General features: G+C 44.1%; 21 protein-coding genes and 1 pseudogene. 16 read left to right on the forward strand and 6 right to left on the reverse strand.

From position 1 onward, the window contains the following. The first annotated feature begins 92 nt into the window (after nt 1–92). From istB to ACFO0S_RS03930, 6 genes are all read left to right on the forward strand, one after another. Nucleotides 93–812, forward strand: a complete 720-nt coding sequence (gene istB / locus ACFO0S_RS03905; protein WP_378140420.1) for an IS21-like element helper ATPase IstB — start codon at nt 93–95, stop codon at nt 810–812. Between the two features lie 763 nt (nt 813–1,575). Then, a complete protein-coding gene (gene darT, locus ACFO0S_RS03910) occupies nt 1,576–2,202 on the forward strand; it encodes a type II toxin-antitoxin system toxin DNA ADP-ribosyl transferase DarT (RefSeq protein WP_378140422.1) in 627 nt (208 codons plus the stop codon). A 14-nt stretch (nt 2,203–2,216) separates the two neighbouring features. After that, nucleotides 2,217–2,684, forward strand: coding sequence for a type II toxin-antitoxin system antitoxin DNA ADP-ribosyl glycohydrolase DarG (gene darG / locus ACFO0S_RS03915; protein ID WP_378140425.1), 468 nt, complete (start codon nt 2,217–2,219; stop codon nt 2,682–2,684). Further along, the gene (locus ACFO0S_RS03920) at nt 2,653–3,249 is read left to right on the forward strand and encodes a hypothetical protein (protein WP_378140427.1); all 597 of its coding nucleotides are present in this window, start codon (nt 2,653–2,655) and stop codon (nt 3,247–3,249) included. The genes darG and ACFO0S_RS03920 overlap by 32 nt, the downstream gene beginning before the upstream one ends. Before the next feature lie 579 nt (nt 3,250–3,828). Continuing rightward, nucleotides 3,829–4,971 (forward strand): AAA family ATPase, encoded by a 1,143-nt coding sequence (locus ACFO0S_RS03925; RefSeq protein ID WP_378140429.1) that lies wholly within the window; start codon nt 3,829–3,831, stop codon nt 4,969–4,971. Then, nucleotides 4,968–5,219, forward strand: a complete 252-nt coding sequence (locus tag ACFO0S_RS03930; RefSeq protein ID WP_378140431.1) for a hypothetical protein — start codon at nt 4,968–4,970, stop codon at nt 5,217–5,219. The genes ACFO0S_RS03925 and ACFO0S_RS03930 overlap by 4 nt, the downstream gene beginning before the upstream one ends. 663 nt (nt 5,220–5,882) lie before the next feature. On the opposite strand, the gene ACFO0S_RS03935 is transcribed toward ACFO0S_RS03930, so the two are convergent. After that, nucleotides 5,883–6,569 (reverse strand): transposase, encoded by a 687-nt coding sequence (locus ACFO0S_RS03935; protein WP_378140433.1) that lies wholly within the window; start codon nt 6,567–6,569, stop codon nt 5,883–5,885. 314 nt (nt 6,570–6,883) lie between these two features. On the opposite strand from ACFO0S_RS03935, the gene ACFO0S_RS03940 reads away from it, so the two are divergent. Both ACFO0S_RS03940 and ACFO0S_RS03945 read left to right on the forward strand, forming a co-directional pair. Continuing rightward, the gene (locus tag ACFO0S_RS03940) at nt 6,884–8,434 is read left to right on the forward strand and encodes a YifB family Mg chelatase-like AAA ATPase (RefSeq protein WP_378140435.1); all 1,551 of its coding nucleotides are present in this window, start codon (nt 6,884–6,886) and stop codon (nt 8,432–8,434) included. A gap of 51 nt (nt 8,435–8,485) precedes the next feature. After that, a complete protein-coding gene (locus ACFO0S_RS03945) occupies nt 8,486–9,946 on the forward strand; it encodes an RNA-binding domain-containing protein (RefSeq protein ID WP_378140437.1) in 1,461 nt (486 codons plus the stop codon). A 179-nt stretch (nt 9,947–10,125) separates the two neighbouring features. On the opposite strand, the gene ACFO0S_RS03950 is transcribed toward ACFO0S_RS03945, so the two are convergent. Together ACFO0S_RS03950 and ACFO0S_RS03955 are read right to left on the reverse strand one after the other, a co-directional pair. Further along, nucleotides 10,126–10,551 (reverse strand): hypothetical protein, encoded by a 426-nt coding sequence (locus ACFO0S_RS03950; protein ID WP_378140440.1) that lies wholly within the window; start codon nt 10,549–10,551, stop codon nt 10,126–10,128. A 14-nt stretch (nt 10,552–10,565) separates the two neighbouring features. Next, a complete protein-coding gene (locus ACFO0S_RS03955) occupies nt 10,566–10,970 on the reverse strand; it encodes a hypothetical protein (protein ID WP_378140442.1) in 405 nt (134 codons plus the stop codon). A 136-nt stretch (nt 10,971–11,106) separates the two neighbouring features. Between ACFO0S_RS03955 and ACFO0S_RS03960 the strand changes: the two genes are divergently transcribed. From ACFO0S_RS03960 to ACFO0S_RS03980, 5 genes are read left to right on the forward strand one after another with little or no spacing between them, the layout of a single operon-like run. Next, on the forward strand, nt 11,107–11,778 hold the full coding sequence (locus ACFO0S_RS03960; RefSeq protein ID WP_378140444.1) for a hypothetical protein: 672 nt from the start codon (nt 11,107–11,109) through the stop codon (nt 11,776–11,778). A 38-nt stretch (nt 11,779–11,816) separates the two neighbouring features. Continuing rightward, a complete protein-coding gene (locus ACFO0S_RS03965; protein WP_378140446.1) occupies nt 11,817–12,107 on the forward strand; it encodes a hypothetical protein in 291 nt (96 codons plus the stop codon). 17 nt (nt 12,108–12,124) lie between these two features. Next, nucleotides 12,125–12,427: a hypothetical protein gene (locus tag ACFO0S_RS03970; RefSeq protein ID WP_378140448.1), complete on the forward strand. Its 303-nt coding sequence runs from the start codon at nt 12,125–12,127 to the stop codon at nt 12,425–12,427. Then, nucleotides 12,424–16,089: a multicopper oxidase domain-containing protein gene (locus ACFO0S_RS03975; protein ID WP_378140450.1), complete on the forward strand. Its 3,666-nt coding sequence runs from the start codon at nt 12,424–12,426 to the stop codon at nt 16,087–16,089. The genes ACFO0S_RS03970 and ACFO0S_RS03975 overlap by 4 nt, the downstream gene beginning before the upstream one ends. Continuing rightward, entirely contained in the window at nt 16,086–16,700 is a 615-nt protein-coding gene (locus ACFO0S_RS03980) for an SCO family protein (protein ID WP_378140452.1), read from the forward strand. Before ACFO0S_RS03975 ends, ACFO0S_RS03980 begins: the two co-directional genes overlap by 4 nt. Before the next feature lie 12 nt (nt 16,701–16,712). On the opposite strand, the gene ACFO0S_RS03985 is transcribed toward ACFO0S_RS03980, so the two are convergent. From ACFO0S_RS03985 to ACFO0S_RS03995, 3 genes and pseudogenes are all read right to left on the reverse strand, one after another. Beyond that, nucleotides 16,713–17,729, reverse strand: a complete 1,017-nt coding sequence (locus ACFO0S_RS03985; protein ID WP_378140454.1) for an LCP family glycopolymer transferase — start codon at nt 17,727–17,729, stop codon at nt 16,713–16,715. Nucleotides 17,730–18,283: 554 nt separating this feature from the next. Continuing rightward, nucleotides 18,284–18,412, reverse strand: a pseudogene (locus ACFO0S_RS03990) (superoxide dismutase); the annotation flags it as partial. Nucleotides 18,413–19,724: 1,312 nt separating this feature from the next. Next, nucleotides 19,725–20,447, reverse strand: a complete 723-nt coding sequence (locus ACFO0S_RS03995; protein ID WP_378140456.1) for a leucine-rich repeat domain-containing protein — start codon at nt 20,445–20,447, stop codon at nt 19,725–19,727. A 241-nt stretch (nt 20,448–20,688) separates the two neighbouring features. On the opposite strand from ACFO0S_RS03995, the gene ACFO0S_RS04000 reads away from it, so the two are divergent. From ACFO0S_RS04000 to ACFO0S_RS04010, 3 genes are read left to right on the forward strand one after another with little or no spacing between them, the layout of a single operon-like run. Further along, nucleotides 20,689–21,696, forward strand: a complete 1,008-nt coding sequence (locus ACFO0S_RS04000) for a LacI family DNA-binding transcriptional regulator (protein ID WP_378140458.1) — start codon at nt 20,689–20,691, stop codon at nt 21,694–21,696. Then, nucleotides 21,697–22,656 carry a nucleoside hydrolase gene (locus tag ACFO0S_RS04005; protein ID WP_378140461.1) on the forward strand — a complete coding sequence of 320 codons (960 nt, stop codon included), beginning with the start codon at nt 21,697–21,699 and terminating at the stop codon, nt 22,654–22,656. It abuts the gene before it with no gap. Between the two features lie 25 nt (nt 22,657–22,681). Continuing rightward, a complete protein-coding gene (locus ACFO0S_RS04010; RefSeq protein WP_378140464.1) occupies nt 22,682–23,281 on the forward strand; it encodes an ECF transporter S component in 600 nt (199 codons plus the stop codon). Nucleotides 23,282–23,304 lie beyond the last annotated feature (23 nt).

Consider the following 23,304-nt stretch of genomic DNA (forward strand, 5'->3'; position numbering starts at 1 on the left):
ATGCAAAATCAAATTTTGCATGGCATTTTCTTTTATAAGAAACAACGTGTTCACTATTTGACGCTTACGTTTGAAAAAGGCGGTGTGTCTTGATGGAACTACTCATACAAGAATACGCAAAGCGATTGAAGCTCAGCTGGATACGTCAAAACTTTGATGAGATCGAGGCTACCTCGAATCAGGAATATCTACTTAAACTGATGGAGGCAGAAGTGCGTCAGCGTGAAGAACGGCGCACAAACCTCCTCTTTACTCAATCGCTCTTACCGCCGTTACCGAGCGTTGAATTCAAATGGGATGATATTGAGTACACTCAAGGGCTGAATCGCGAATACTTTTTAAACAGAGAATTCATGGAGAACAAAGAGAACCTGATTTTCTATGGAGGCGTGGGCACGGGCAAAACCTTTCTATCCACAAAGATCGGCTTAAATGCGATTCAAGAGACTGGATTAAACGTTCGTTTCTACACCATCGCAGGATTGGTGAACAAGTTGATGGATTTACATGAGAGAGGCACTTTGGGGAAGTTCTACAAACAGCTAGAGAAGGTCGATTTATTGATACTGGATGAGCTAGGGTATATCCCGCTACACAAGAGTGGCGCAGAATTACTCTTCCAAGTGATTAGCATGTGTTATGAGAGAAAGAGTCTGATCATTACAACGAACCTACGGTTCAGTGAGTGGAACCATGTGTTTGGAGACCCTATTTTGACCGAGGCCGTAATCGATCGTTTAATTCATCACTCACATCTCGTCGTCTTTAAAAGGCCGAGCAATCGAATGAAAGAATCATTGATGAATAACTAAATATGGTGGAGAGATGCATTTGGCAAGCAACATTTTTAATTGCCATTTCACACATTTCTTAAAAAAAGTACCTGTGCACGGAACAATTCAACACAATTTGCATGAATGAAGAGAGAAGCTTGATATGACGGGCTTTCTCTCTCATATTTATAAAATTGTAGTAAATAAATTGAATCGTTTGATACACAGGTACCTAAAAGGGAAATTCTGGAATGTGTTCAGGTGCCCCAGCTGGAATCCGGGGACGATCTCTCTCTGCGGGGACCTTCTCTATCCGAACGCTGCCTGTCAGTTTTCTCGAACCTCTCCTCCGATCTCCTCTGCCATCCTCTCATCAAACTTCTTCTACACATCCAGATATTCCACTTGCGATAACGCCCTGTTATGGAAACCCCTCTACAGAGCCGTTCATAACTAGCTTCTAGTTCTCGTTGCCGAACGGGTATGATAAAATAACCTTAATAGGTTACAGATGAGGTGGCTTGTATTTCGCAATTGAAAAGTAAGCCACTTTCGCAATCATTAAGTAAGCCACTAAAAATTCTCTGTATCCTTGAAATGTACAAGTGGGCTTTATTTGGAGAAGTGAGCATGATAGCGTAGTAAAGGCGTGAAACTATGTGGCAAGCCTTTCACGAGAGATTCATGCTCACAGAGGCTCCATGTCAAGCCTATTAACACATAAAATCAATTACAGCTCTCGTGCACAGAGTGGCAAATAATTTGAGTAGCGTTTTGGCTTACTTTTCAGTTGCGAAATACAGTGGCTCGTTTGCCCGAAAATACACTGCTATATCATATCACCCATATCACCAATCTACAGTCGATCATTGAACAAGGTGCCTTAATGTCTCATGCACGTATTAGACTAAATACATTATCTTATAAAGACGTAGCCAATCAAGATGTACAATCAAGGAGAAATCGGACAAGAATTCCGGTAGGTACTGGAGGCAACTTGCATGATTATGTGCCTTTTTATTTTGCCCCTCGCTCACCTATGTTGTATGTGCTATATATGCAACAAATTCCTCAAGACGATCTCGTTTACTTGATGACAAATACAGAAGTGGTTCAAAGACAATGTCCGAACTTCGTTTTTACGGATGCTCATGCGATCCGAAGATTGACGAACTTCTTTACAGATCTAGAGGATTTGAACCGAATTGATTGGGGTACGATGCGTGCCACGGTTTGGACAGATACAGATGAGGATCCCAATAGAAAAGCAAGAAGACAGGCGGAATTTTTAGTGCACAATGACGTTCCTCTCTCTGCTTGTATAGGATTTGCTGTATATAGCGTTGAAACGAAACAGAAGGTGGAGGCCATGTTAAAAGAAGCTGGCCTATCGTTGCCAGTTGCCGGTCGTCGTCAATTTTACTTCTAGAGGAGGTGGAGAAAATGATTCAATCCGTCAAAGGCAATCTACTTGAAGACCCAGCAGAAGCCTATGTAAATACAGTGAATACCGTCGGTGTGATGGGCAAGGGGATTGCTCTTCAGTTCAAGCAGGCCTTCCCTGATGTATTTAAACAATATGCGAAAGACTGTAAGAAGGGTCTAGTGGAGGTAGGGAAGATGCATAACGTTCAGGTGGAAGGATTAGCTGCCCCTAAGTATGTGATTAATTTTCCTACAAAAGAACATTGGCGCAATCCATCAAAACTTGAATATATCCAGGAGGGTTTACAAGATTTAGTCAGAGTTGTGCAGGATCTGAAGATCACATCCATTGCATTGCCTCCTCTTGGATGTGGAAATGGTGGACTGGATTGGCAAGTTGTACGACCGTTGATTTTAGAAGCTTTTCAACCCCTAGATGTAGAGGTGCATCTTTATGAGCCTCAAGGTACAACCCCCGATAGATGAGATGATTGTTCGAACAAATAAACCCAAAATGACCATGGGAAGAGCCTTGTTGTTGGCGGCCATGTCTCGTTATGCTGGTCCTGGTTATCGGATGTCGTTGTTGGAAGTTCAAAAGATTGCTTACTTCTTGCGCGAAGTAGGCGCCTTGCCCAAACTTCAGTTTGAAAAAAATCAATTTGGCCCCTATTCAGAAGGGTTGAACCATGTGCTTCAAGTGATGGAAGGTCATTATATACGAGGATATGGCGACAGAACACAAGGGGCAGAAATCTATTTAGTAGAGGGCGCGGCAGAAGAGGCCGAGAAGTTTTTGACGGAAAATGCGGAAGCCTTGAAATATTTACAGCGAGTTGCCGATTTGATCTATGGTTTTGAAACTCCTTATGATCTAGAGTTGTTATCCACAGTTGGATGGATTTTAAAAGAAGAGCCGACTAAGGTAAATGATAAACATTTCGTTCTTCAATCGGTACAAGATTGGAACGAAAGAAAGAAAAGAATATTCCCTGAGAACCACATTCTGCAGGTTTGGGATTACCTTGTGCATGAGGTGAATTTCAATTAAAGGGAAACTAGTGATCGTCTTCTGTAGGCGGTCACTTTTTAGTAAGGTGTATTATAAAGTTTTCTGATATTTAAATAAAAAAGTGATGTAATTTTATGTGTTGGAGAAATTTGCTATATTGATAAGTGGTTAAAAACAGGTGTCACCCAAAAAAATCAGATTATTCTCAACAATTGTATGGATATGCCATATGACCCTTGCTATGACAGGGGTAGCTGGATCTCTATAAATTGTGTGTAAATAGTGTGGGTGACAGGCACCAAATGGGAACCGGAGACATCGAACTTCTCTGGGGACCTTTTCTCTCCGAAATCTATTTATAAATCCTAATAATAATCCGCTCCTTTCGAGCTGCACATCTCTTCTGATCTTCTCTCCTCAATACTCTTCCATTTTCTTTCATACCCCACTTACGATAACGCCCAATTATGTAAACCCATCTAAAGAGGCACATGATTAAATTTATTATAAATGGAGTGAAATAAAAACGTATAATCCGTTTATAATTGTATAATATGTTTAAAAGTCATATAATAAACATAATATATATACGTAAATATCGTATGGAGATGATGTAATGTGAAAATCTTAAAGATGAGGATAGATGGTCTTTTCCTATTTGATGAGGGAATCGACCTCGATTTTGTTGCAAAGCAGCGTGTCACAGAACAGAACGATGCAGGGCTCTCCCACATTTTTGGCAATCTCTATCGACAGAATGTCGTCGGTATCATCGGGATCAACGCATCCGGCAAGACCACGGTCCTCAAGGCGTTGTCCTTCGTGATGGACATCTTTGAAAAGCAAGGGAAGCTGAATGACGAGAAATATGAGTTCCTAGCGAACGAAGAACATTTTCAAGTCGAAGTGTATTTTAAGTTCGAGGGTGACAAGTTGATGAAGATCCAATCGCTCGTCACACGAAATAGACAGGACCAGATGATCTTTGAGGAAGAAAAGATCTGGGTGAAAAAGATAGGCAAGGTGAAAAAACTGCTCTATACATTTTCGGACAAACATCTTCTGAAGGTGAGAAGTAGAGAGGACTCTCCTTATCTGGCTGATGACATGAGTATGATCATTGCCTACATGAAGAAACAGGAACCAAGAGAGATCATCGATCTGATCAGTGAGACGAACAAGAACGTCATGAAGGCGGCTGGGCAGATTCCTGTAGAGATGGTCAATTTTCTGGACAAGAGTATTGACTATTTGACAGAAGAACGGGATGCAAACCACCACGTGACTATCCGTCTGAAGTTCAAGGGACAAGACCAAGAGATCTATTTGACCAATCATCAGCATCTAGAAGCGTACCTGTCATCTGGAACCATCAAAGGACTGAATGTCTTGGCCGCAGTAGAAAAGGTGTTCCGGAGCGGCGGCATGTTGATCATGGATGAGATTGAGAACCATTTCAATAAAGAGGTCGTCCGCACGATTGTAAACTTCTTCCGAAACGAGCGTATCAATCCCAAAGGGGCCATGTTAGTATTCACGACTCATTATTCCGAACTGTTGGATGACTTTGAACGCAATGATAGTATCTATATCTCCCTGAAAGAGGACAAGCTCCGCATCAGAAATCTGAATGATCTGTTCAACCGAAGTGACTATAAGAAGAGCGAGGTCTATCAGAGCAGCTATGTAGGACCGACTGCACCTGCTTATGATGCCTATATGGACTTGAAGAGATACCTGCAACAGGTGCATAGCACATGAGTTCGCACGAACTGATTGCCTGTCTATGTGAGGGAGCAATGGAGAAGGCGATCGTAGAGATCTTACTGGACAACAAGAGGCTAATCTTTGAGCGGGAGCAACTCTTGGAAGAAGAGGTTCTTCGCTGTCGCAGTGCAAAAAACTTTGAGAGAGACCATCTAAATAAGACGACCAATGAGAAAATAACGGTCTACCGTATTCTTGATTCCAAAAAGGAAAATTTTAGTCAAGTCCATAATCTTGTGTAAAAACAACAGGGTAGATGAATTTCCATGAACGGTCCATATGGACCGTTAATTTTTTGATACATCATTTCAACTTTATTCGGAGAGGCGTAGGTGATAGCGTGCTGTTCGCCGCGTGATCCTCTCACGTGGCGCATCACGCTGTCCTCACCTGCGCAGAGGCTCCGTGTCAAGTTAAAATCGGTACCTGTGTACGGAACAATTCAACACAATTTGCATAAATGAAGAGAGAGGTTTGATATGACGGGGTTTCTCTCTCATAACCATAAAATTATAGTAAATAGTCAGAATCGTTTGGTACACAGGTACCTAAAAGGGGAATTATGGAATTTTTCCGCATGAACCAATTGGAGACAGGAAAAAAAGTACCTGTGCACGGAACAATTCAACACAATTTGCATAAAAAAAGAGGAGCTTGATATAAGAGGCTTTATCTCACATATTTATAGAATTGTAGTGAATTGACTGAGTAGTTTGGTACACAGGTACCTAAAAGGGGAATTCTGGAATATTTTCACGCGCATCCTTCAGACTTTTTTAACACTGATTCTCTTCCATCTAGTAATACCTCTGACACCAGTGAAAATTCCCACTTCGCAAAAGTGGGAATTTCTACCTGATAAAAGTAAGGACTCGTGCTCCCTTAAAGCACAATAAGCCCCCATGTTACTCCAAATCATCCCGCTCACCCTCCGCAGCTCCCTGCATCACTCGCCCACGCCACAAGAATCCACCCTTTTCATACAGCAGATCCATCTTCTCATCGACCACCTCGTGCGGGTCCTCATCCGCGAGGAACCTGTTCTGCAACACGAACTGGCAATACCCTAGCCGCGTGTGCGGATACGGGAACGGCATCATCTTTGGGAGAAGGTCCACGTCCAGGAAGCGGGGAGGGTCATTCCGTGTCTCGGCATAGTAGGGGAACGAACTATATGGATAGTCCTCGAGCTGGGTAACCATCGGCACGCTGGTTTCGATCGGATTCCGGTGGATGTATCCACTCGTATGGAGCAGGTCGAGGATACTTGGTACCTCCTTCGCCCAGTACCGCCGCTGGTAGATGCGGCCGACATGACCACGACTGTGACGGTAGACGTCGCTGTAGCGCCGGTTCACAAGGCGCATGATCTTACTGATGTCGCCAGCCTCCGCTCGGATGAGCACGTGGTAATGGTTCGTCATGAAGCAGAACGCGAGCATCCGAAAAGGCACGAGGTCATACGTATAGTCGAATGCACGCATCAACTCCCGCATGTCCCGAGGCGTCTCAAATATGTAGCGCCGATTGTTCCCTCTCAAGATACAATGATAGAAACTGTTCGGATTGAATTCTCGTCTTCGTTTTGGCACTTACTCCACCTCCCATGACTTGTGATAAGTTGAACCATACCACAACCTAAAATTGCGTGCAGGACGTCAAAATTTTATTTTGGAAGGCAAAATCGACTGAAAATGAAATTGTTTGAAGGACTTTTTTGTATGTTGATAAATTCCTCATATTTCTAGAGAAGCACAAATGGCGCCCTGTCTCAGTTTTCAAAAAAGTTGTGTTTCATTCAATCATAATTCGATTTTTACACAATCAAGTTTTCAAATTCAACCCACCTTTTACAAGAATTTTATCGCGTGCTACACTCCTCCAAACAACCCGAGGAGGAACCCCTATGCGTGCCATCTATTCTGTCGGTCTCGAAGGAGCCGAAGGTCACGTCGTCACCGTCGAGGCGATGATTCGCGACGAGAAAGAATCCCTTGTCATCGTCGGTCTGCCCGACGCCACCATGAAAGAGTCAAAGGAACGCGTGCTGAGCGCGCTTCATGCCCTCAACCTGCAGATCCTCGACTCCAAGATCACCATCCAACTGTTCCCGTCCGACCGCCAGAAGCAGGGCACCGGCTTCGACCTTGCCATGATCCTCGCCGTCATCGACCGGGCGCAGAAGAAAGGTCTCGCCATCGGTCCAGAGACGTGCGTGCTGGCGTCTGTCAATTTGTATGGTCAACTGATGCCGTTCCACGGACTCTTATCAGCCATCGACCAAGCACGAAAGCTCGGTTTCAAACGCATCCTCGTCCCGGCCGGAGAGAACTACCGCCTCATTCCGAAAGACGACATCGAACTCGTCGAACTGGAAGATGTCATGCAGACGCTGCGCTACTTGAACGGTCAACCGATCATGCGCCTCACCGACACACCTGACTTTCCTGAGGAGGAAGAGGACACCTCGATGACCGTCGACTTCTCCGCGATCCGTGGCCATAAAGAGCCGAAGCGTGTCCTCGAAATTGCAGCGGCAGGAGGGCATCACGTGCTTTTTAGTGGACCGCCCGGGTGTGGCAAGACGATGCTCGCCGAAGCATTCCATACCATCCTACCGGACCTGGATGATCAAGAAGTGCTCACCGTCTTCAACACGTATCAACTTGCGAAACAAAAACGCGGTGTCTCGAAGCGTCCACCTTATCGTCACCCGCATCACTCAGCATCTTCGACCTCGCTGATTGGCGGAGGAACCTACCCTAAACCAGGAGAAGTGTCGCTTGCGGACCGTGGGGTGCTGTTCCTCGATGAACTCGGCGAATTTCCTAGGAAGACGCTCGATATGCTCAGGCAGCCGATGGAGTCCGGCATCGTCGACATTGCGCGCGTCAAGATGAGCGTCAAATACCCGGCGCGCTTCATCTTGATCTCTGCAACCAACCCATGCCCGTGCGGCTACTTCGGTTCCCACCAGCGCTACTGTACATGCAGCGCGAGCCAGGTCCGTAACTACCAACTGAAAGCGTCCGGACCGCTGAATGACCGGCTCGATTTCATCTTGAACTTGAAGAGCAGCGGTATCCAGGAGACGGCAGAGGGAGAGACCTCCGCCATGATCAGGGTGCGCACGACAACAGCCCGCAAGCTCCAACACGACCGCTACCAAGGACTCTATTTAAATGGTAACGCACCAGCGAAGCTCGTCCTCGAGAATTGCCAGGCGACCGGGTCCCAACTTGAGCGCATCAACGACGCCTGTTATGACAACAAATGGAGCAACCGTTCTCAGCTGAAGCTCATCCGCATCGCCCGTACCATCTCCGACCTGTCCGGAAACGAGGGCCTGACCGATGAATCCATCGAACTCGCCATCTACTACCGTCTCATCATGCCCGTACCGAACGAGCCGAGTGTCGCGGAAGACGACCGGTTGCGGGAAGATGGGGAGGTGTGAAAACACGCGACAAGCAGTATACTTAACGTAACAAGTCTTAGAGGTGAAGATATGGATGCACATCAACTGAAACAATTGATTCGAAAAGGAGAAGGTCAAACAGTCGAATTCAAAGAAGCACATACGAAGCTCAATCGCGATGTCTTTGAAACCGTCTGTGCCTTTTTAAACCGTTTTGGCGGCCATCTTGTCCTTGGTGTACGTGACGATTATCAAATTGTTGGAATTTCCCCAGACCATAAAGAGAAGATTCGTAAAGAATTTACGTCTCTTATGAATAATCCAGACAAACTTAGTCCAATGTTTTATCTATCCATTGAAGAATTTATTCTAGAAGAGAAAACCGTCTTCTATATCTACGTCCCTGAAAGTTCTCAAGTGCACCGGTGCAATGGGAAAATCTATGAACGCAATGAAGACGGAGATTTCAACATCACCGACCAAACCACTCAAGTGGCAGCTCTTTATGCAAGAAAGCTGCATACCTATTCAGAGAACAGGATCTTCCCATTTGCAGATCTCGATGATCTGGAACACGCTCTGTTCCAAAAAGTACGTAACTTAGTCGCATTTCAACGTCCTGATCATCCCTGGCTACAGATGTCCGAGATGGATATTTTAAAAAGTGCAGGCCTTTACCTGAAAGACGTGACATCAGGTAAAGAAGGAGTCACGCTCGCAGGAATCCTATTATTCGGAAAGGAACAGACCATACTTTCAGCGCTGCCACACTATAAGACCGACGCCATCTTACGAAGGAAAAATATCGACCGTTATGATGATCGAGATGATATTCGTGTCAACTTATTAGACAGCTATGAGCGACTCATGGGCTTCATCCGAAAGCATTTAAATGACTCGTTTTACTTAGAAGGCGACCAGCGCATCAATGTTCGTGACAAAATTTTTCGGGAAATTGTCTCCAATCTTTTGGTCCATAGAGAATACAGTCATCCGTTTCCGGCGAAGCTAGTGATTGAAAAAGACCGCGTCTATGCCGAAAACAGCAATAAGCCCCATCAATTAGGAACCATTGATCCGTACGACTTTTCACCTTACCCTAAAAATCCGACGATAGCTAAATTCTTTAATGAGATTGGTCGCGTTGATGAACTCGGCTCCGGGGTTCGCAATACCACAAAGTATACGAAAATCTATTCGGGGGCTACGCCACTCTTCATTGAAGGAGACATCTTTCAAACCATCATCCCGCTGACATCAAGTGGTGAAGTTAGTGGTGAAGATAGTGGTGAAGATAGTGGTGAAGCTAAAGAGACCACGTCGGGCTATCTCGCTACATTGAATCCATCACAAGTAAGGGTGATGGAATTTTGTCATACCCCAAGGACACGTCAAGAGATTCAAACCCATCTTGCCATTACAAGTTCGCGCTATGTAAGGGAGCAAATCTTGCGACCGCTGATTGAGAAGCAGCTTCTCCTCATGACCCTTCCGGACAAACCAACCAGTCCCAAACAAACTTATTATACGCATCCAACTCTTGTCAAATAAGGGCAGGAGTTTTTTTATAAATGCAATTTTTTAGTATAAGAGCTTGTGCGCCTTGACTTGCACCCAGAAAGCGATAATGCTCTGTAAAGCAGTATTGGTGAAGCACCTGCTTGTTTACACCCTAGGAAACCGGTCATTGTATTTGTTCAGAGGCTAGCTTTACCATAGTTAAAAGATTACTACCGGTAGGAGAGTAAGATGATCAGACTCACGAATAGGAAGTAAATCATGGAACCAATTGGTAGCACTAGTTGCCATTCCTGTATAGGGAGACCGCACAACTCCGGGTTGAGCAGAACTTCTCCGAGCATGAAGCCCATTACACTCCCTATACTTCCATTGATCGCTCCAGAAACTGCGGTAGAAGCATATCCTGATACAGCGCCACATATATAGCCTGCCAGCAGGAATAAGCCAAGGCTCCATAACATATCGCCTTTAAAGATCAGCACGAGTGAAAGCGAAGAGGTGAATCCAGCTCCACTGGCGATCACTGTCACAACAGTATGTGTAAAACGTTCTGTTACAATAAATCTCTTTTTTAACAATAGAACAGTATGAAAGATAAAAAGTGCAATGGCTGACAACAAGATCGCTTCCTGCACATTATTCACATCCTTTACGATTTCGCCACAGATGTTAAAGCCAGGACTGTGAGAAAGAGATAGACGATTTCAAGCATGACCGGCAGCATCAAAAACCCCCCTGCCGCTGACCCGATCATCGGTCCCATTAATCCCATCATAAATCCGTTAGAAACTCCGGACAGCGCTGTCTGAATATCATAGAACAGTCCGGTAACAGCCCCGGTAAATGCCCCTGCAACAGCAGCAACCATCGTAAGTAAAACAAAATGAAATGGAAAATAGTCAATGAACACGATTCCTGTCATCAGTCCGAAAAACCCACCTGTCAACATAGCAATATTCATACCAAGATGAAATCCTGTTTGGTCGCGCATTGTGAAAAACTGCTTTAAACAGTAAGCGGTGATACCCACATGCAGGAAAAGGATAAAGGCCATGAGCATTCGCTCCCTTTCATAGATTCTTTTATTGTATGTCCCTTTCTATCTACGCGTTCATCTGCTTCTTCACCCCACTCCAAAAGCCCCCGCACTGCATATAATGAACGTATATGGTAAAGAAAGGAGGGTCCTCGTGAACTCGGATTTTAATGTGAAAAACGGGCTTCTGGCAGACCTTTCATCTCACACAGAATCTTACCCATCCCCAGCCGGAAGAGGAACGTCAGAAGAGATAATACTCAGAAAACGCTACATTGAACTGGCAAATATCTTTTTACAATTAAAATATAATCCTGAAAAAGGGAAAATCTTATTGATGCAGTCATTTCTGGTGGAAAAAAGGAAACAGTCGGTAGAAGTGTTCTATCATAATCAGGCAGTTGTAAAAGGCAGAGTGCAGGATGTCGGCAGAGACTATATGGTTCTTACAAGGTATTTTACCAAGTGCTGGATTCCTTTCAGCGTAATTTCAGAGGTGAAATTACCTTATGGAGCCCCTGAATTTGCGAATACGCATCAATACATTTTTTTTGACAATCAATTGAGAAGGAAACTTCTGAGAAACTTTGGTGCGACTGTATCAAACCGCTCGAAATTAAAAGAGTTGTTTTACAGGGAAACCTTGAAAACCAGCCTGAGTCGGTGGAAGAACAGCAGGCTGAAGGTAGAAATGTTAAACGGTCTGGTCTACAGCGGTAAACTGGTCAGGTCAGAAGATGAGCAGTTACTATTGATCACTAATAACGAAGAGAAAGTCATTCTTTATCATGAAGTAAAAATTATTAAGAAGTCCCGTTTCATGTGATGGTTCACCAGTACGGGACAAAAGAAAGGAAGAATGAAATGGCATCATCAGATGAAAAACGTGCTGAAGCACTTGGTATGATGATTGGTGAATCAATTCTGGTTGTTACAAGGTCCGACCAGCTGAATTTATTCGGTCAGACCTTCAGGCCGGTATTTGCAGGAACGTTACGTGAAGTGGGTGAGGGGCATCTGACACTTGATCCAGTCACAATTAAAATGGTCACTGCACCATTTTTTCAATTTCCAGTTCCCCTCAGTATTCCACTTGAAAACATAGCTCACTTCACACGGAAATTTGCCCCCGATAAAGTGTTTCCACTTACTTAAAAAAGGAGGAATAAAAAGTGGAGCAAGGTCATAAAGCGATGACTTCCAATGACAGACATGAAGAAGGGCTCATACAATTTTTTTCAGCTCATGCAGGTGCTAAAATGCTTGCGATGACTTCTTCGTTTCCATTCTTTTTTATTGGAAGAATCAATCAGGTAATTGATGATTACGTTGTGCTGCGTGTGGAAACGACGAATGTAGCAGAGCTTGAAAACCGCAAATGGCACATTCACCTTCATGATATTGAAGTATTTTATATTGAACGGGAAGGCTGGCCGTCCATTCCCCAGCTGAATGAAACAGGTGGTGGCAGGTGAAACGCTTCTTCCACATTGTTGCCATCCCGATCAGGATTGTACTGAATCAATTCGGCGATCACAATCCTAATGGCATGATGTATGTATTAAAAGAAAATGAAAGGAAAGTAAAACGGCTCGTTAAAAAGAATCCGTTCACCCCTGTAGACCTTGTTCAGCCATTGATGATACGGGCAAATGCAGGGGATGAAATCGAGATATTATTTGAAAATAAATTGCCTGTTGCTGCCGGGATTCATATAGAAGAAGCAGATTATGATGTGATGGATTCAGATGGTGCAGAAGTAGGGTTCAATCGTTCTTCTTTAGTGAAAAAAGGTAAAAAAACCACGTATCGCTTTCGTGTGAACCGCCCGGGAACTTATCCTTTTTCAGATCTCGGGAACCCTTCGAGTTCTGAAAACGGATCGAATGGAAATGGTTTGTTCGGTGCCATTTTTGTACAGAAAAAAGGCTCATGGTGGACCCACCCTGAGACAGGGGGACCTATTACAAGCGGTCCGTTTGCGGATATTCATCATCCTTTTTTACCTTCGTTCCGAGAATATGGATGGGTGTTTCATGATGAAATGGAAACCGATGATTTAACAGGAAATAAACCGATTCATCCGATGACAAATGAACAGAGTGAGTCTACACACGCTGTGAACTACCGCTATGAACCGCTTGGAAACAGAAAGAAACTGATTGATGAAGGCGTCGTCTGTCCGGAATGTGATGGGGAAGAAGTACATCACGATTCATGGGTGTTCGGTGATCCGGCCACGCCGATTTTAAGGGGATATAAAGGAGATCCGGCAGTGGTAAGGCTCGTTCATAGTGGAGTGAAAGAGACGCATGTATTTCATTACCACGTCCATCAATGGCTGAAGGACCCCTCCAATTCAGATTCTGAAATTATAGATGCCCAGAGTATCAGCCCGCAATCTTGGTATGATGTCGAGCCACTTTACGGACTCGGCAGCCTCCAGGGGGCTATTGGCGATGCGATTATTCATTGTCACCTCTATCCTCATTTCGAAGCGGGGATGTGGGGGATGAACCGGATATTTGACACACTCCAGGACGGCACTCAGTATTATCCGGATGGAACTCGGATCAAAGCACTAAAGCCGCTTCCTGATCGTCCGCTGCCTCCAAAGCCGACGAAGGATAAACCTGGTTTTCCGAATTTTATTCCAGGGAAACCCGGGTTTAAAGCACCACGTCCGCCGCTTGGCATTGCAGGAGGAAGAGGCTTAACCGAGCTAGAGAGGAAAGCGGCTATTGCAAATCCGCGTCCGGGTGCAGTATTTACAGATCCATGCGGGTTCAACTCGGAAGCACCGGTGATAGAATACAACGTTTCTGCAATTGAACTTCCGATTATTTATAACCGGCAGGGGTGGCATGATCCGAAGGGAAGAATTTTTGTTCTGGATGAGGATCTCGAAGCTGTGTTAAAAGGGGAAAAAGAACCTGAACCGCTTGTGCTTCATGCAACAGCGGGTACATGTGTAAGAATCCATTTTACAAACCGTTTTCCTGAAATTGCAGGAGGAGATGTGTTTCAGCTGTTTACGAGAACATATGAAGCGGGTTTTCATATTCACTTTTTGAAGTTTGATATCCTTGTCAATGATGGGGGTAATGTAGGCTGGAACTATGATTCGAGTGTGTTGGAAGGCCAGACAATTACCTACGAATATTATGCAGATGTAGAGCTTAAAGCCTGGTTTTTTCATGATCATTTATTTGCTGCACATCATCAGCAGCACGGTGTCTTCGGTGCAGGCGTCATTCATCCCCGCTTCGCAAGGTTTCTTAATTCAAAAACCAGGGAGCCTGTTTTTAAAGGGACTGAAATTACGGTGGTTCATCCATTCATTCCTGACTATCGGGACTTCTCATTATTCGCACAGGACTTCACTCTTTTATATGAACGCGACGGTACACCGATACAGCCGCCGGATTACCCGGGTTCACAGGACGATCCAGGCGTATTCGGCGTAAATTATACGTGCGAACCACTCAAGTTTCGTCTGAACGGTCCGGTTGACCCTGCCTATTCTTTCAGTTCTTATGTCCACGGGGATCCGATCACACCGGTCTTTCATTGCTACAAGGGAGATCCGCTTAGAATCAGACTCATCCAGGGTGCGCATGAAGAATCACACAGTTTTCACGTTCATGGGATGCGCTGGAAAGCAGAACGTCCGGATATCGAGACGAGGTTTGAATCACAAAAGCATATTGGCATTTCGGAATCCTTTACATTAGAAACTTATGCTACACATGCAGGAGATTATCTGTGGACATTTGCTACAGAAGAGGATTTATGGAACGGGCTATGGGGACTGATTCGCGCATTTGATGAACCGGTTGAGGGGCTGATTTCACTAACTGATCAACTGCCTCCATGTGAGCCAGTATCACTCTTATTGCGAGAGCCAGACGGGATTCCACCTGTTAAAGCAGAAGTGATTGGAAGTCCTGCTCCGGCTGAAGCACCCCTCAGACGTTTTGACATCACAGCTTTTCATATGCCACTAACCTACAGCAAACAGGGTGAACATGATCCCTATGGAATTATTTTTGCACACACAGAAGATATAGAATCCATTTTAAATGGTCAGAAAGCACCGGAACCACTCATTCTGCGTGTAAATGCAGGAAAAGAAGTGGAGATTCATTTAACGAACGCTTTAACACCCGGCCGCTTCCCGTATCCGGATGGCATTTGGCCTTATCCTGAAGTGAAAGAACAGGCGTTTTACCCGCCGTCCTTACGCATCTCGCTGCACCCGCAACTCGTGCTGGCTGATGTGAAAACGTCTTCTGGTGAGACAGCGGGATTTAACTTTGATCAGTCTGCAGGACCCGGTGAATCGGTCACTTATCGCTGGTATATTGATCATGCTTTTGGATCAAGCGGATTATGGGATATGACTGATATCAGAAATCACCGTTCACTTGGGACATTTGGTATTTTAATTGCAGAACCACGAGGTACAGAAGTACTGAACCCTACTAGCCTGACCGAAGACAGAAAAGCTTCTTCTATTGTGTTGAAGCACCCATTTTTACCTAGTACTAGAGAGTTTGTGCTGGTCATGCATGACGGTGTGAGGCTTGAAGATAAAAACGGAAAACTGATAGTAGATCCGGCTGATGGCATATTAGGCGAATCAGATGAAGAGGATTTGTTCGATACGTATGATCAGGGTTCAAGAGGCTTTAATTACCGGACGGAGCGACTAGTCAGAAGACTTGCAGAGAATAGTGATCCTGCACGGCTTTTCAGTTCAAAAGAACATGGGGATCCGACCACACCGGTCTTTGAAGCCTACCCTGGTGACCCTGTTACGATCCGGCTTGTTAATCCTTCAGAACGACGCCGCGCCCATACGTTCCACTTGCATGGACACTACTGGAATACGGATGCAATGGACCTGACTTCACAAGTGAAATCATTTGATGGACCAATCATTACGGGTCACTCTGCAGACTTAAAGCTTCATTACGGGGCAGGCGGCTGGAACGGATTATCAGGTGATTATCTTTATCGTTCGGGCAATATCCGCTGGGATCTGGAGCTTGGCATGTGGGGGATCTTAAGAGTGTACGAGCGGATGCAGAAGCATTTTCCGCCTCTCAAAAAGAATAAAGATGATTCACAATGAAAATGCTGAACACGGGATTATTCCTTTTACTGATGGCCACGGGCATCTGGGGTGTCTGGTATTTCCATACCTCACTTCCTGTACTTAAAACCCTCGAGCCGTTTCAGATGACATCTGCTTTAAATGGAGAAAGTTATTCTTCAGACAATGGCCGGCTAAAGGTCGTAGCTTTTTTTTATACGGCATGTCCAGATGTCTGTCCGTTCACCATGAGTGACTTGAAAGAGGTATATGATGAGGTTGAAGGTGGGGATGTATTCGAGGACAAGGTGGAGTTTGTTTCTATTACACTCGATCCGGATGAAGATACAGATGAGCGAATTAAACAATATGCGAATTTCTTCGATGCTGATCAAAAGTGCTGGCATTGGCTTCGGGGAACAGAAGAACAGACTTCTGAAGTTACTGCACAATTCAGCATGAGGCGCATAAAACTAGATGATAATCAAATTGTTCACAGCACAACAATTTATCTAGTTGACCACAATCATCAAATTCGCGGCACTTATGCAATGGCAACGTATAAAGACAGAGTGAACAAAGAAGAATTGATTGAAGATATTTTCAAACTGATTGAAGATAAAACTGGGTTTGGAAAACCCTACTACTAGTTGATGCTTAACTTACTTTTTATTGAAATAAATCTTAGCGGAACGATTAAAAGAGGCTGGTTTTATCCCAGCCTCTTCTTCCAAATTCAAATGCTCTTTTAACTCATCAGAAATCGTTTCCAACTCCTGTTCATCCATTAAATAATACCAAATACCATCGATTCGACTACTTGTGCCCGATTCGAAGTAAAGTTGTTCGATTTGTCCAGCTGCCGAACGATAGTTGGCCTGCACATCTCTTATTTCGGCATACGTCATATTTGTACGAACATTGTCCCCAACAGCTTCAAGAATTGCATTTAACTTTAGAACTGAATTTAAAGAGATCCCTTCACTGATAATAGCTTGAATGACTTGTTTTTGACGGTTCTGTCGTCCGAAGTCACCATCAGGATCCTCGTAGCGCATTCTAACAAATGCTAAAGCTTCTTTACCGTTAAGTCCAATAGAGCCTTTAGGAAAGTGGTACCCCTCTGATTCAAAAGGAAAACCGTTATTCACCTCTATTCCACCAACTGCATCAACGATTTCCTGAAAGCTCTCCATATTGACTTGAACAACATAATCAATGGGAATATCTAATAGTTCCTCGGTTGTTTCCATCGCCATGCGAACACCGCCGAAAGCGTAGGAGTGATTGATTTTATCTTTCATTCCTTTACCCACAATTTCTGTATACGTATCGCGTGGAATACTAACCATTTTAGAAGAACCTAATGTTGGATTCACAGTCATAACGATCATCGTGTCCGAACGACCCGCATCATTTTCTCGCTCATCGACTCCTAAAATCAAGACAGAGAAGGGGAGTGATTTTTCAATTTCCACATGACCATCATCGCGTTTGTCAGAAGCTTCACGGTCTTCGATTGGCTCATAGATTTCTTTTGCAGTATTAGTCACTTGTTGGTAGGTGTAGGCTAAAAATATGGCCAGTATGATAAGAAAAATGACGATGGGAATAACAATCCATTTCCATACCTTACGTTTCTTCTTTTTTCTCTTTTTTACTCGTACTATTTCTTCCACATTGTTACCTCAACTTTCTATTCACTTGCTATAAATAATTGGAAAGAGAAGGTGCTCATGATTCGGCTGCTTCTGTGTAAGGCCTACTTGATTCATCTAGATAAACTTGTGGAGTTTCATCCTGCTAATCCGGTCATTAATCCCAATAGGCGATGTAGATGTGACCACGAGAGGTTAATAAGGTTTTCAAACCCTCTAGTTGTAGGGGTTAATATGTCGCATTACAAATTGGGCCAGGGGGTGTAGACTCAAAGACTCCATCTATTACATAAAAGAAAGAACAAATAGGTAAGTCACTAGTATTTAGCAGGCAGTAAGTTTTTATACCGGAGTACAAGCCTCAGGGACGAGATCGATAGGAAATAAAAAATCAGACGATTGTGAAATGATTTAAATGATTGAAGTTGTCGGCGTGGAGGAAGTGAGTAGACTTTTTTTCAAAACAAGCTTATTTTATTTCTTTATTTATCAGGATTATTCATATCAATTTGATCACTATTTGACGCTTATAAGGAAATTAAATACACAGAAGAAATGGACGGTCCATCCCTATGGTTTAATCCGTCCACATAGATTTTATGATGTTTATCGTGATGTAATCTCATCGTTTCTTCATCAATATAAGGCTCGAGGGCATCATATGCATACGGCAGTGGGGGAAGTGTATGGCCACCGATTGAAACCATCTCAAGGTTATTTTCTGTTCTTATATTTTCAACTTGGTTATTGTCCCCGGTTTTGTCCAAATAAGACACTAATTGATCATACAGTTCGTGAGCACGTTTATAGACATACATATCATGCATATAGTTTCTTTCTGAAAGCACATCTCGAAATTGAATTAGGTGTTCCCGAAACTCATCTAACGTTTTCGAATCAACATCTTCTTGAAATTTATAGACTGACTTATCTAAAGCCATTAAAATTTCTTCACACCACTTTTTTATTGAGGCGATATATCCTTATATGAAAGGCCTCCCCACATTAGTCATTGACAATATATGTACAAAATTAGAAAGGAGTGCTTGCGTTTTTTTGAAGTCATACATCATTAGTGTGGTGTCTGACACCGTATGAACAAATCAGAAGTGGGGAAGGGCTTGCTAGGAAGATCCACACGAATAGCTGGTCAGTTGGGCCGCTGGTCGGGCCTTCAACCGACCCGACTTGGGTGTCTAACCGACTCAACTTGGTTATACAACCGAGCCAATACTCATAAAAGCAATAAATACAGGCATCTGTACAGAAAACAGATGCCCATTTGTGATGCATTGTAAAACAGGTGCCTGTCACCCAAACAACTCAGATTATTCGCTTCAATTATATATATTTTCCAGGCGACCCTTGTTGCAGGGGTCTCTGTATTTTCATAAATTTTTAGTTAGTAGTGTGGGTGACAGGCACCAAATGGTTAAGCTAAACTATATCGCTTGTGCGATATTTTTATTTTTGATTTTCAAATATGATACTTTTGAACACGATATGACAATCCATCATTGGTATGATTAATTTACAGTTATAGAGTTTTACGCCTTCTATTATATCTTCCTCTATCACTGCGTCATGAACAAAAAATCCTAGTCTCCGGGAGTTTGAGGGATACTCCCCTGAGCCCCTTCTAACCAAATATTTATGTGTACATTAAAGCAATCTTTAAAGATAATCCGTGGCTCTCCATCATCCTGAAATTCCATCATAACCGTGTGTTGCAACAGATTATATTGCAAATCGATTAACCTGATACCAATTAAACCATCTTCGCCCAAGATTTTATTCTCAATTTCCTTGGCAGTTAGGATACGATTCGTACCTCCTTATCTAGTTCATCGTTCAAATCAACTCTTCGGTGATAGACTTCTTCTTAAAACGGATAAATGCAATAGAGCGAAGTATCTTGCTCGTCTTTCATACTCGAAAACTCTCCTGAAACTTCCGAAATTGTTTCTCGTACTTTCGAATTCGCGCAATGTCTACCTTTGAATTCAAAAAGGGCTTTCATTTTCCAACTACCATGATGTCTTTGTCTTCGATTGGAGATTCTAAAAGAATATATGGATGGAAGAGTTCACAGTTGGCATTGGCAAGTTTGACTGACAATCGAGCATACTCTTGCGTCGGAAACTGATTCGAAATCGATAATTCCTCGAGTTGGTGAAGGTCCGCGATAGGCTCAAGAGATTCATCTTTCACCCGAATGTTCATTAATGTTAGATGCCGTAAATTCACTAATTTCCGAAGTGGTTCGAGTGTCGGGATAGTGAGTGAATTCCAAATACCGCCATGAAGTTCGAGTACATGTATATCTGGTTGTGTTTGGAGTGCATCGAGACTTTGTAGCTTTGGAAAATCCATGATGGCAAGAGAGTACAGTTTTGGATTTTGCCCGAGATCCCAAAGCGAAGTTGCTTTCGTGTTCCACTGAAGAGAAACCACTTCAAGGTTGTGCAGCGACTCCAAGGGAGACAAGTCACTGACACGCATCTCATAGATATGGAGTTGTTTTGGTTGAATGAGCGAGATGATATTTTCAAACTGTTGCTGGTTCACCGTGTAAATCCAGAGTTTTGTAAGGTTAGTAAAGGTACTTAGCAAATCAAGGTTTTTTGTTTCTCCTTGAATCACTAGATCTTCAATGTCCGTCCTTACACTCTTTAAATCCTTTGTAAATGCGGGTCGTTTCTCTAAGTCAAATAGGTTTCTCGGAAGGTCCACTCTCACATGCGTTTCCCCCATCGTTTTACACTTAGTATAGAAAACTGGTCACCATTACAACTCATACTGGTTAGTGCAGTCATCGAGGTGCCCGATTAGGCAGGGTTGTTTATCATATAAAAATAAATTGTGAGAATACTCTATTTTCTATATTGACAAGTGAAAGCGGTTGCAATAAGATGGAGTGGAATGAGAAAACGTTTTCGTAAAACGTTTTCTTTAAACCGTCTACAAAGGTGGAAGGCCCATGACGAAGTGGACAATTAAAGATATTGCGAAAAAAGCAGGTGTCTCGATTACGACGGTATCGAGAGTGCTCAATCGTAAGGAGGAAGGGATGTCTGAAGAGACCCGCCAGAAAGTATTGCGGGTCATGGAAGAACTGGATTACCAGCCGAATCGGTTAGCGAGGGGGCTCGTGACTAAGCAGTCGAAATTAATCGGATTGATTGTACCGACCATCTCCAACCCATTCTTTCCCGAACTGTGCAGGGGAGCTGAAGACGAAGCTAATGCACACGGCTATAGTTTGGTGATTTGTAATTCCGATGCATCGGCTGAGAAAGAGGAGCATTACATTACCATCTTAAAAGAACAGCAAGTGGATGGGTTGATTCTCTCTAGTCGCTCAGGTCTTTCCTCGACGAGTTTATTGCCGTTCCTGAAAAACGTCCATTATGTCCACTTGGACCGAATGGAAGAAGAGGCTGTGTCCGGTGTTCGCCTCGACAATGAAGCAGGTGGGTATCTGGCGGGGAAGCATTTGTTAGAACTTGGCCATACAAAGATTGGGTGCATCTCAGGTCCGAATGAGATTCGAAATTCTCGTGACCGGGTTGCCGGCTTCACTCGTGCGTTAGCGGAAGCGAACCTTGAACCGGTATGGATCCAAGAAGGAGATTTTTCACTGGACTCAGCGTATCAGCATGCGATGGCAAAGTTGGAGGAAACAGACGTCACAGCCATCTTTACATGCAACGACATGATGGCCTGCGGGGTCTATCGGGCTGCTCATGGAAGAGGAATGGCGATTCCGAAAGAGTTGTCTGTCATTGGCTTCGATGACGTCCCACTCGTATCCGCCTTGATTCCGAAGCTAACCACTATCCGACAAGATACGTACGCCATGGGACGCAAGGCGGCGGCTCTTCTCGTCCAGCAAATCGAAGAAGGCACAACGGACTTTGCGATTTTCGAACCGACCCTTGTTGTGCGTGAAAGTACAGCTTATGTACCGACAGGAGGAAACGACTAAATGAACAAGATTCCCGTAATTATTGATTGTGATCCAGGTATAGATGATGTGATGGCACTCCTCTTAGCGTTTGCCAGAGAAGAGCTCGACATCCGATTAATCACGACCGAACCTGGTAACCAAACACAAGAGAAGACCATCTACAATGCCCGGGCATTTACTAGTTTTATGAAGCAAAATATCGAAATCGCACGCGGTCTGGATACCCCATTCTTTCACCAGTTAGAAGTGGCAGCGGAAGTACATGGAGAAAGCGGTCTCGGTGATATGGTCCTGCCAGCGCCGACGCTACCAGAAAGTTCGCGCTCTGCCATTGATGCGATGAAAGACGTGCTTCAATCCAGTGAAGAACCTATCGTGCTCATTGCGACAGGTCCGCTCACCAATATCGGAGCGCTGTTCCTTGCGCATCCGGAAGTCAAAAAGAAAATCCGCTATATTTCCTATATGGGCGGGGCCGCAGTGGGTGGCAATACGACGCCAACGACGGAATTCAACGTATTTGTTGACCCGCACGCTGCTGATATCGTCTTCCGCTCAGGAGTTCCGATTGTCATGAGTGGACTGGATCTGACCCACAAGTCGTTTGTCACGCTCGAAGAAATTGCCGAAGTCGAAGCACTCGAAACGGAATTCGCGCGTCAAATCAGTTCGCTGATGAAGTTCTACATTCACCATACGAAGCAGACACCGTTCCACGAAGAAAACTATGAGACCAATATTCGCCTGCATGATTTATGCGCGGTCTCGTATGTCGTGACGCCGGAGTTATTTAAAGGGGACGAATACCACGTCGAGATCGAGATTGAAGGACGACTCACACGAGGGACGACGGTTGTGGATTATATGGAACGAACGGGGCTACCGAAAAATGTGAAAGTCTTACATACGGTCGACCGGGAAGCCTTCCGCAAACAATTCTTTCAAGCAATTGAAAAAATGAACCGATTAATCGGTTAATCACAGACAAAGGGGAGAATGTGAAATGAAACGTAGTTTTAAAGATGATTTTAATATGTTGGCGATGTTACTGATTCCGATTGGAGTGGCCATCAACATTGTGGGGTTCACTTTGACGAATACACTGCGTATCCCGATTTTCTTGGATACTATCGGCACGATTTTAGTAGGCGTCATTGCCGGGCCATGGGTCGGTTTATTGACAGGGGTGGTCACGAACTTGATCAATGGTGTGTTTAATCCAGGCTTCATTCCCTATGCGATCACGTCAGCAGCGATTGGGTTGGCGGCAGGATTTTTATCTAAAGGCGGCTTCTTCAAGTCCATTCCGAAAGTTATGGTATCTGGTCTAATCATTACACTGATCGGTGTCGTGGTTTCTGCACCGATCACTGTCTTTGTCTTCGGTGGGGCATCCGGTTCTTCGTCTTCCATCATTACAGCGGCATTTTTAGCTTCCGGCCAAGAAATCTGGACAGCGGTGTTCTCGTCTTCCTTCATTAGTGAGATCATCGACAAATTGGTGTCTGTATTGATTGTGTTCTTCATTGTGAAGAAGATGTCAGACCGTTATCTATCTAAGATGAACTACGGCCACCTGTACATGAAGCGTGGCAATAAGTAAACAGTGACGGCTATCCGTTGACC

It is taken from the genome of Chryseomicrobium palamuruense (assembly GCF_042649045.1).
Classification (GTDB): Bacteria; Bacillota; Bacilli; order Bacillales_A; family Planococcaceae; genus Chryseomicrobium; species Chryseomicrobium palamuruense.

Bases quoted from the DNA above. Each gene is read 5' to 3' on its own strand.
- istB (WP_378140420.1), top strand. From the start codon at position 93: ATGGAACTACTCATACAAGAATACGCAAAGCGATTGAAGCTCAGCTGG.
- darG (WP_378140425.1), top strand. From the start codon at position 2,217: ATGATTCAATCCGTCAAAGGCAATCTACTTGAAGACCCAGCAGAAGCC.
- ACFO0S_RS03920 (WP_378140427.1), top strand. From the start codon at position 2,653: ATGAGCCTCAAGGTACAACCCCCGATAGATGAGATGATTGTTCGAACA.
- ACFO0S_RS03930 (WP_378140431.1), top strand. From the start codon at position 4,968: ATGAGTTCGCACGAACTGATTGCCTGTCTATGTGAGGGAGCAATGGAG.
- ACFO0S_RS03940 (WP_378140435.1), top strand. From the start codon at position 6,884: ATGCGTGCCATCTATTCTGTCGGTCTCGAAGGAGCCGAAGGTCACGTC.
- ACFO0S_RS03945 (WP_378140437.1), top strand. From the start codon at position 8,486: ATGGATGCACATCAACTGAAACAATTGATTCGAAAAGGAGAAGGTCAA.
- ACFO0S_RS03955 (WP_378140442.1), bottom strand. From the start codon at position 10,970: ATGGCCTTTATCCTTTTCCTGCATGTGGGTATCACCGCTTACTGTTTA.
- ACFO0S_RS03965 (WP_378140446.1), top strand. From the start codon at position 11,817: ATGGCATCATCAGATGAAAAACGTGCTGAAGCACTTGGTATGATGATT.
- ACFO0S_RS03980 (WP_378140452.1), top strand. From the start codon at position 16,086: ATGAAAATGCTGAACACGGGATTATTCCTTTTACTGATGGCCACGGGC.
- ACFO0S_RS04000 (WP_378140458.1), top strand. From the start codon at position 20,689: ATGACGAAGTGGACAATTAAAGATATTGCGAAAAAAGCAGGTGTCTCG.
- ACFO0S_RS04005 (WP_378140461.1), top strand. From the start codon at position 21,697: ATGAACAAGATTCCCGTAATTATTGATTGTGATCCAGGTATAGATGAT.
- ACFO0S_RS04010 (WP_378140464.1), top strand. From the start codon at position 22,682: ATGAAACGTAGTTTTAAAGATGATTTTAATATGTTGGCGATGTTACTG.